Source organism: Pseudomonas sp. SIMBA_067, from assembly GCF_046534675.1.
In the GTDB taxonomy this organism is placed as follows: domain Bacteria; phylum Pseudomonadota; class Gammaproteobacteria; order Pseudomonadales; family Pseudomonadaceae; genus Aquipseudomonas; species Aquipseudomonas putida.
Genome location: NZ_JAWRYH010000239.1, coordinates 1 through 295 on the forward strand (window position 1 = coordinate 1; position 295 = coordinate 295).

General features: G+C 62.4%; 1 pseudogene. It reads left to right on the forward strand.

What is annotated here, in order from left to right:
* Positions 1 to 295 (forward strand): annotated as a pseudogene (locus tag SB765_RS28910) (choline ABC transporter ATP-binding protein); the annotation flags it as partial.

A 295-nucleotide genomic window follows, 5' to 3' on the forward strand; every position in this document is an offset into this window, starting at 1 on the left:
GGAGATCGTGCTCAACCCCGCGGACGACTATGTGCGCACCTTCGTTGCCCACACCAACCCGCTCAACGTGCTGTGCGGGCGCAGCCTGATGCGCAGCCTGGACAACTGCAAACGGGTCAATGGGTCGGTGTGCCTGGACCCGGGTATCGACTCATGGCTGGACATTGGCGAAGGCGGCTTGCTCAAACGTGCACGCCAAGGCCAGAACGGCCTGGATATGCAGAATTGGGCGCCAGGGCAGAATGTAGAACTGCTGGAGCGCAGGCCTACGGTGGTGCACGCCGATATCGGCATG